This is a genomic window from Streptococcus sp. 10F2 (genome assembly GCF_054331515.2).
The window spans coordinates 1-8,097 of the sequence record NZ_JBTGGE020000060.1; the positions used below are offsets into that span (position 1 = coordinate 1).

Sequence of the window (8,097 nt, forward strand, 5' to 3'; positions counted from 1 at the left end):
GAGGACTGGTCAGCTGTCTCGATTACTACTTAAAACGACATGCGTTAAAAGTTAACTGAACCGCCGTGTGCCGAACGGCACGCACGGTGGTGTGAGAGGGGCTATCAATTAGTCCCTACTCGATTATTCGTCAATCCTCAAAAACTAGTTAGCAAGTGCATGGCAAATAGTTTTGATAAGGGTAACATTTGGTTTTTTATAGGAGATTATTTCTCAAGATAAGGGATCAAATCTTTTAGGGCACGTTCTGCGATTTTTTCATAGCGTTCTTTTTTATCACGAATACGTGGACCGTCCAATTCTTTGATAATTCCAAAGTTGACATTCATGGGTTGGAAATGTTTGCTGTCGGTTGATGTAATATAGTGTGGCAAACTACCAATGGCTGTCGTTCTAGGGAAAACTACCTCAGCTTCACCTTTAAAGAGGGCAGCTGCATTAATTCCAGCTACTAAGCCGGATGCTGCTGACTCTACATAGCCTTCCACGCCTGTCATCTGTCCAGCAAAAAAGAGATTTGGTTGTTTTTTAGAGCGGTAGGTAGAAGTCAGGAGGTTAGGAGAATCCATGTAAGAATTACGGTGCATAACCCCATAACGGACAAATTCAGCATTTTCTAATCCAGGGATCATTTGGAATACTCGTTTTTGCTCTCCCCATTTGAGATGGGTCTGAAAACCAACGATATTATATAGACTACCGGCAGCATTGTCCTGACGGAGTTGGACTACCGCATAAGGAGTTTTGAAGTCCCCGTCTCGTGGACCTTTGTAATCATCTGGGTATTCCAGTCCAACAGGCTTCATTGGCCCGTATAGCATGGTTTTAATACCTCTTTTAGCCATGACTTCAATGGGCATACAGCCTTCAAAATATTTTTCTTTTTCAAAAGAATTCAGAGGAGCTTCTTCCGCATGAACAAGGGCATCATGGAAGGCCATGAATTCTTCTTTGGTCATAGGGGCATTTAGATAGGCTGCTTCTCCTTTGTCGTAGCGAGATTTTAGATAAACCTTGCTGTGGTCAATAGTATTGACATCAACAATGGGAGCGGCTGCATCATAGAAGTAAAAACCAGTACCCCCATTGAGCGCGTGAATTTTCTCTGCTAACGCATCGCTAGTTAGAGGACCTGTTGCAATAATTGTAATTTCATCTTCAGGTAATTCTTGGATTTCTTCACGATTGACTTCAATAAGTGGATGATTTGATAATTCCTCTGTAACAGATTGTGAAAATCCTTCCCGGTCGACGGCCAAGGCTCCACCAGCTGGAACACGGGTAGCTTCAGCTGCTTTTAAGATAATTGAGTCCAAACGGCGCATTTCTTCTTTGAGAAGTCCTACCGCATTGGTTAGGGCATCTCCTCTAAGAGAGTTGGAACAAACCAATTCTGCAAACTGATCCGTTTTATGTTGGGGAGTCTTTTTAGGACCTCGCATTTCATAAAGTCGAACTGGAATGCCACGTTTGGCAATCTGATAGGCTGCTTCACTGCCGGCAAGACCAGCTCCAATAACATTGATATGAGTCGTTTTATACATTATTTAACCTTTGCTTCTTCATAGTCTCCGTTTACACAGATAACCTGCTTACCGCCACCACGGACTTTCTTTTCGACGAGCGTTCCTTGGCATTTTGGACAACTTCGTCCAACAGGTTTGTCCCAGCTGGTAAATTCACAGTCTGGGTAGCGATCACAGCCGTAGAAAAGTCGATTTTTCTTACTTTTACGTTCGATTACCTGTCCTTTTTGACATTTAGGACAGACCACACCGATTTCTTTGACGATAGCCTTGGTGTTACGACAATCTGGAAAATTACTACAAGCATAGAACTTTCCATAGCGACCTAGTTTAATGACCATGGGGTTACCACAGACATCACAATCAAAACCAGCAGGTTCGTCTTTGATTTGGATTTTTTCCATTTCTTCTTCAGCCTTACCAATTTCCTTTTTGAAGGGTTGGTAGAATTGATCGATGACTTTTTGCCATTCTTCTTGACCAATTTCGACATCATCTAAGCGTTTTTCTAAATCGGCTGTAAAATGGACGTCTACAATATCTGGGAAGAATTCAACAATTAGTTTGTTAACAATTTCTCCCAGTTCAGTGGGTTCAAAGCGTTTGGCAACTAATTTTACATAGTAGCGTTTTTGAATCGTTTCGATTGTTGGTGCATATGTTGATGGACGCCCTACCCCATTTTCTTCTAGCGTTTTAATTAAGGTTGCTTCTGAGTAACGAGCAGGTGGTTGTGTGAAGTGCTGTTCAGGCTTACTTGAAACACGTTTTACGAGATCTCCAACTTCCATTTCTGGCAACATCTTATTACGGTCGGTATCGTTGTAAATAGCTAGATAACCATCGAACTTAACCTGACTTCCGTTAGCCGTAAAGCGTACACCAGCCTGTTCCAAATTGACCTTCATCGTATCAAAAACAGCGGCTGCCATTTGACTAGCTACAAAGCGATTCCAAATAAGAGTATAGAGTTTGAGTTGATCTTTATCTAAATACTTACTGATGGATTCAGGGGTCAGATGTACATTGGAAGGACGAATCGCTTCGTGTGCATCTTGAGCTGAACTGGAATTCTTTACCTTACTACCGTGTTTTGAATAGTTAGTACCAAAACGTTCCGTGATAAAGGTAGCAGCCTCATTGGTAGCAACTGGACTGATTCGAGTAGAATCGGTACGCATATAGGTAATGAGACCTTGAACGCCACCTGATATTTTTATTCCTTCGTACAACTGCTGTGCTACTGACATGGTTTTTCGTGTACGGAAATTCAGTTTGTTAGCGGCATCTTGTTGAAGAGATGAGGTTGTGTAAGGAAGGGGAGCATTTCTTCGTCGTTCCTTTTTTTCAACCTTGGTTACATCAAATTCGTCAGATTTGAGTAGGTTTAAGACTTCCTGAACATCTTCGTTGGTTTTTAACTCCTTCTTCTTCCCATTGATACCATAAAATGAGGCTTGGAATTGTTTGTTCCCTTTTTTAAAGATTGAATCAAGAGTCCAATATTCTTCTGGAATAAAAGCATTGATTTCAGCTTCACGGTCAATAATCAATTTTAGGGCAACAGATTGAACGCGACCTGCTGATAATCCTTTTTTGACTTTTTTCCAAAGGATCGGGGAGATAGAATATCCTACAATACGATCTAAAACACGACGCGCCTGTTGTGCATCTACCAAATCCATATTGATTTGTCGAGGTTCTTTAAAGGCACTCTTAACCGCATCTTTGGTAATTTCATTGAAGACTACGCGATTGTTGTCTTCAAGATTCAACTTTAGGATATGGGCCAAGTGCCAAGAGATGGCTTCACCTTCGCGATCCGGGTCACTAGCGAGAAAGACGTTTTTAGCTTTTTTGGCTTCTTTTTTTAGGTCATTAATAAGAGGCCCTTTACCACGAATGTTAATGTACTCAGGTTCATAGTTATTTTCAAAATCAACGGACATGGATGACTTTTTAAGGTCTCGAATATGTCCGACACTCGCCATAACCTTGTAGTTTCGACCTAGGTATTTTTCAATGGTCTTAGCCTTAGCGGGTGATTCGACAATGACTAGATTTTTCTTTGGAGTGGTTTTTCTCTTTGTTTTCGTAACCAATCTCTTCACCTTTCACTTCAATTTAAACTGGGACAAGTTTACTCTATTTTCATATCTCTGTCAACAAATTCGGTTTTCCTATAGGAGAACTTTAAGTTATATTTAAGTCGTTAAGAATGTCTAAACCGCATGAAATATAGCTGGCTCCCTCTTTCAATAGCTGATGACAACCTTCGTGACTTTCGAGTAAGATGGAGCCTGGAATTGCATAAATTTCCCGTCCCACTTCAAGAGCTCGATCGGCTGTTATAAGACTTCCCGAACGAGCCTTGGCTTCGGCTACTAGAACGGCTGTTGCTAGTCCTGCAATAATGCGGTTACGATTCGGAAAATGATAGGGTTTAGCAGTTTCATTTGGTCCATATTCACTTATCAAGAGTTGATGACGGCCTATATATTCTTGGAGCCGTTTGTTTTCTGGTGGGTAAACCTGATTTAAGCCTGTTCCTAAAACTCCTATTGTTGGCGTACCTTCTCTGAGCGCCGCTTTATGGGCTGCCGTATCGATTCCCCTTGCTAGGCCACTGATGATGACTAGTTTTCCCTTGAGTTCTTGGATGATTTTACGAACAGATTGGAGTCCGTAAGGGCTGGCCATACGGCTACCTACCACAGCCAGTGCTGGTAATTGTAGAAGGTTTATATTTCCTTGATAGAAGAGAATGAGTGGAGGATCATAGATTTCTTTTAGATGTACTGGATAGTTTGAATCGTCTATTCCAATTGAGGGACAGGATTGAAATTCTTCAAGCAAAGCTTCTTGATCCCATTTTTTTGCTTTTTGCAAGCGGTCAAAGGGCTCTTTGCAACCTGAGATTACAAGTCGATTGCGGAGTATTTCTTCTTCTCCTTTTTCCACCTCATAATCAATAATTTTCTGAATTTGAATATTCGTTAAACCTAATTTCCGTAAATAAAATATGTCAAATCGCTTCATTTTTTTCACCTCATCTACTTATTCGTATAATGAGGTGAAACCTTAAAAGTCTTTGACAGGAGCGAAGGTCATTCGATGAATCGGACAAGGGCCGAATTGTTGAAGACCGGCTAAATGGTTAGGTGTTCCATAGCCTACATTTTTAGCGAAATCATAACCAGGAAATTCTTTGTCATAGTTCTCCATTAGACGATCTCGCTCTACCTTGGCAATAATGCTTGCCGCAGCAATGGATTGACTTCTCGCATCTCCCTTAATAAGACTGGTCTGTGCAAGTGGTAAATCCAGCTCCATCGCATCAATTAAAAGGTGATTTGGGACTAGTCCAAGATTTTGAATGGCTTCCTTCATGGCTATCTTAGTTGCCTGATAAATATTGACCTGATCAATGATTCCGGCGTCGACTCGTCCAATACCAATCGCCACTGCTTCTTCTTTAATGATGTCGTAAATTTTTAATAATTTCTTTTTGGACAATTTTTTAGAATCGTTAATCCCTTGAATACGACTAGTCTGGGGTAAAATGACTGCTGCTGCTAGGACTGGTCCAGCTAAGGGACCACGACCAACCTCATCTACTCCTGCTATCCACTGATATCCCTGGGAGTATAAATCTTGCTCTAAACTCATTAATGATTCCAGGCGCTCTTGCTCCATCCGTTCTGCTTCCAACTGCTTTCGTTTTTGGAGGAGCAGTTTTTGAACTCCTTGTCGGGAATCTTTTTGTAAATCCAGGAAAAGAGGGTGGTCCAAACGGTCCACCCCGAGTAATAAGGATTGAATTTCTTTAATCGTCGCCATCTAAGTCACCCACCCGATCTAGAGTATAACGGCCTAGTTTCCCATCTCGAACTTCTTTGATAAAAAGTTGATAAAAGCGATCATAGTCATCTCTGAAACCTAACAGACTTGTCCCATCCATGATATATTCGGGAGTCTCTAAGTCCAGATCAAGTTTTGGAAATCGCTCCTGTAAACGTTCAGGATAATAGGTTTTAAAGTAATTAAGACCGAAAATAGTGACCTCATCCATGGGGAGCAATTGATCCTTGATAGCACCTGTTAAAGCTAATTTCAAGGCCACAGTCTCATCTTCAAACTTAGGCCAAAGAATCCCAGGTGTATCTAAAATTTCCAAGTCCTTGTTGGTTCGCAACCACTGTTGTCCCTTGGTAACTCCAGGTTTATTACCCGTTACCGCTATTTTTTTACCCGCCAAACGATTCATTAAAGTTGATTTTCCAGCATTAGGAATACCGATAATCATCGTTCGAAGAGTTTGTGTGCGGATACCTCGTTCCTCTTGGCGTTTTAATTTAGCAGCCATAAGGGATTTTGCGGCCTCAGTAACTTTTTTGACACTAGAGGCCTCTTTGGAATTCAGAGCCAAGACGGTTTTCCCTTGCTTCTCAAAATAAGAACGCCATTCTTGTGTAATCTGTGGATCTGCTAAGTCTGCCTTGTTAAGGATTAATAATTGAGGTTTATCGCCAACAATTTTTGTCAACATCGGATTTTGACTGGATAGCGGCAAACGTGCATCCACCAAAACCGTTACAAAATCCACAAACTTTAAACTTTCTTGTACCTGGCGTCTAGCCTTGGACATGTGTCCAGGAAACCATTGAATTGTTGCCATGTGATTGCCTTTCTAATTACCTTCATTCTGCGGAATTCGACTCCTCATCTGTGATATTGGTCCAAATTCCTTTTTCATTTACATGAAAATTAGCATACACTAATCCTTGCCTTTCTTCAACCCTATAATAGCCAGGTTGCCATTCTTGTGGATCGATTTGTTTAATAACCTCTAAAAATTGATTGATACTGGAATCTATTGAAAAAATCATGTAGCTTGAACTTAGTGACCAGTATTTCAAGGGATCTAGTGTATCAATGCCATAGACTGGAACATAGCCATTTTTATGGGCAATTTCAAGGTCTTTCTTCATTTCTTTGTTAAAAATTTTCTTGTTTTTTTCGTCTAAGTAATAGTATGGGTACTCTAACTCTAGTTGAACGTTCAGAAGTCCTTTGTCTTTCAGGGATTTAACTCTAGCATCCTGATAATCACGCATAACTTTATTGTTATAGAGGGCTTGATCAAAGAATTCTTTAAATAGAAAACGGTCGTAGTCCTCTAACTTAGTATCATTTTGTTCGGTATAAAGATCTACTACTTCAGCATAAGTGTAGACAGGTCTTGTTTGATAATTATCAATTGGGATATCGAAAGTATAGGTTTTTCCATTTTCTTTATAAGTATACTGTGCTCGTTTCCCTCTGGTATAAAATGCAAGGTCATCTAAATAACGTACTTCTCCCTCTAAACCAACTCTATTATAGATTTCAATAACAGATAATGGTTCCGCAATCTCTGTTTCCTCTTCCCAAAACGGCATTACTAAAATCAGCCACATAATAGGTAAGATAGGAAAGAGAAAAATAGCTAAGCCCATAAGAATAAAATAGTAAATCCATAGTCTTTTTAAGTCTAAATTTTTCATGTTTTAAAGCCTCATAATTTATAGATGTTATTCTTCTTGATTGGTAATGTTTTCCCATTCCAGGTTCTTCCTCACTATAAAATCAGAATAGCTGTTACTTTCGAGGAAATAAATTCGATAACGGGCTGGCTTAAAAATCCGCTTGTCTATTGATTCTAAGTAATCTTCGAAGTATTTCCCCTTGAAATCGGCGTAAATCGTGATTCTGAACCTAGATTGTCCATCTTGCTGTTAGCGAACAATGCTTTGTAGAAAAATGAATTAAAAAATCTTGCGTCATCATTCTTCGTGTAATCCTCTAGTAAGTCTGCCGTGTACATATCAATAAGTTGAGCCATCGAGTAGGTAGGTTCATCCTTCCTTTCATCACCATCAGATACACCAAAATCAATTGGATATCGCACTTCTACACCACCAATGGTTTCTGTATAGGTGTATTTTACAGAGTTATGATGCATTCCCCGAATATGCTCAAAATCTTCCACTTTTCCTTTAAAGCCCGCTTTTTCATAAATTTTTGGGATTCGATTTCCATAGTAAAGACGAGGCCTATCAAGGGATTGTGGTAAATCCCAATAAAAGAAATAATAGATTCCTGCGATCCCCGTCAGAGACAAACTCATGAAAACGATGGAGATAATTCTTACAATATTTTTTATTTTGAACATGTTACTCCTCAAACACCTGGAAATAATGGACTGAATAGATCTTTAGTTTCACTTCTAGTAGTAAAACACTAATCACTTCTGTTTTCGTTAGTATACAATAACTTTTCTAAAACTCCTACTCTGCCCAATGTCATTAAGTTAGGGCGACTGATAAAGACTTCAATGAAACACAATTGACTGATTGGGGCAGAATCCAAGAATCAATTGTGTTTTTTTCGTTTTTTGAGCACACTGAAGATGAGGTTGCTATCCTCTCATTTTTTATTGGTATTTTTCGTATAATCATGCTACTCTATAGTTGAAGCCTCTTACATACCGAGTTGTTTTTCTTCTCTTCGTGGTCCGATGGGGACGTAT

7 protein-coding genes are annotated in these 8,097 nt (G+C 39.8%); all 7 read right to left on the reverse strand.

Annotated elements, in window-relative coordinates; genetic code table 11:
• Nucleotides 1-206: 206 nt before the first annotated feature.
• The 7 genes from trmFO to ACXM1Q_RS08205 all read right to left on the reverse strand — a co-directional run bounded on the left by trmFO (nucleotide 207) and on the right by ACXM1Q_RS08205 (nucleotide 7,740).
• The gene (gene trmFO, locus ACXM1Q_RS08175; protein WP_458517645.1) at nucleotides 207-1,544 is read right to left on the reverse strand and encodes a methylenetetrahydrofolate--tRNA-(uracil(54)-C(5))-methyltransferase (FADH(2)-oxidizing) TrmFO; all 1,338 of its coding nucleotides are present in this window, start codon (nucleotides 1,542-1,544) and stop codon (nucleotides 207-209) included.
• Nucleotides 1,544-3,637: a type I DNA topoisomerase gene (gene topA / locus ACXM1Q_RS08180; RefSeq protein WP_458517646.1), complete on the reverse strand. Its 2,094-nt coding sequence runs from the start codon at nucleotides 3,635-3,637 to the stop codon at nucleotides 1,544-1,546. The genes trmFO and topA overlap by 1 nt, the downstream gene beginning before the upstream one ends.
• Before the next feature lie 82 nt (nucleotides 3,638-3,719).
• The gene (gene dprA, locus ACXM1Q_RS08185; RefSeq protein WP_458517647.1) at nucleotides 3,720-4,565 is read right to left on the reverse strand and encodes a DNA-processing protein DprA; all 846 of its coding nucleotides are present in this window, start codon (nucleotides 4,563-4,565) and stop codon (nucleotides 3,720-3,722) included.
• A 42-nt stretch (nucleotides 4,566-4,607) separates the two neighbouring features.
• On the reverse strand, nucleotides 4,608-5,366 hold the full coding sequence (locus ACXM1Q_RS08190; RefSeq protein WP_458517648.1) for a ribonuclease HII: 759 nt from the start codon (nucleotides 5,364-5,366) through the stop codon (nucleotides 4,608-4,610).
• On the reverse strand, nucleotides 5,353-6,204 hold the full coding sequence (ylqF, locus tag ACXM1Q_RS08195; protein ID WP_458517649.1) for a ribosome biogenesis GTPase YlqF: 852 nt from the start codon (nucleotides 6,202-6,204) through the stop codon (nucleotides 5,353-5,355). Before ylqF ends, ACXM1Q_RS08190 begins: the two co-directional genes overlap by 14 nt.
• Nucleotides 6,205-6,226: 22 nt before the next feature.
• Nucleotides 6,227-7,072 (reverse strand): hypothetical protein, encoded by an 846-nt coding sequence (locus tag ACXM1Q_RS08200; RefSeq protein ID WP_458517650.1) that lies wholly within the window; start codon nucleotides 7,070-7,072, stop codon nucleotides 6,227-6,229.
• 155 nt (nucleotides 7,073-7,227) lie between these two features.
• Nucleotides 7,228-7,740: a hypothetical protein gene (locus ACXM1Q_RS08205; protein ID WP_458517651.1), complete on the reverse strand. Its 513-nt coding sequence runs from the start codon at nucleotides 7,738-7,740 to the stop codon at nucleotides 7,228-7,230.
• Nucleotides 7,741-8,097: the final 357 nt, after the last annotated feature.

Excerpts from the sequence above, each read along its gene's own strand:
- trmFO (WP_458517645.1), bottom strand. The coding sequence starts at position 1,544 with ATGTATAAAACGACTCATATCAATGTTATTGGAGCTGGTCTTGCCGGC.
- dprA (WP_458517647.1), bottom strand. The coding sequence starts at position 4,565 with ATGAAGCGATTTGACATATTTTATTTACGGAAATTAGGTTTAACGAAT.
- ACXM1Q_RS08190 (WP_458517648.1), bottom strand. The coding sequence starts at position 5,366 with ATGGCGACGATTAAAGAAATTCAATCCTTATTACTCGGGGTGGACCGT.
- ylqF (WP_458517649.1), bottom strand. The coding sequence starts at position 6,204 with ATGGCAACAATTCAATGGTTTCCTGGACACATGTCCAAGGCTAGACGC.
- ACXM1Q_RS08200 (WP_458517650.1), bottom strand. The coding sequence starts at position 7,072 with ATGAAAAATTTAGACTTAAAAAGACTATGGATTTACTATTTTATTCTT.
- ACXM1Q_RS08205 (WP_458517651.1), bottom strand. The coding sequence starts at position 7,740 with ATGTTCAAAATAAAAAATATTGTAAGAATTATCTCCATCGTTTTCATG.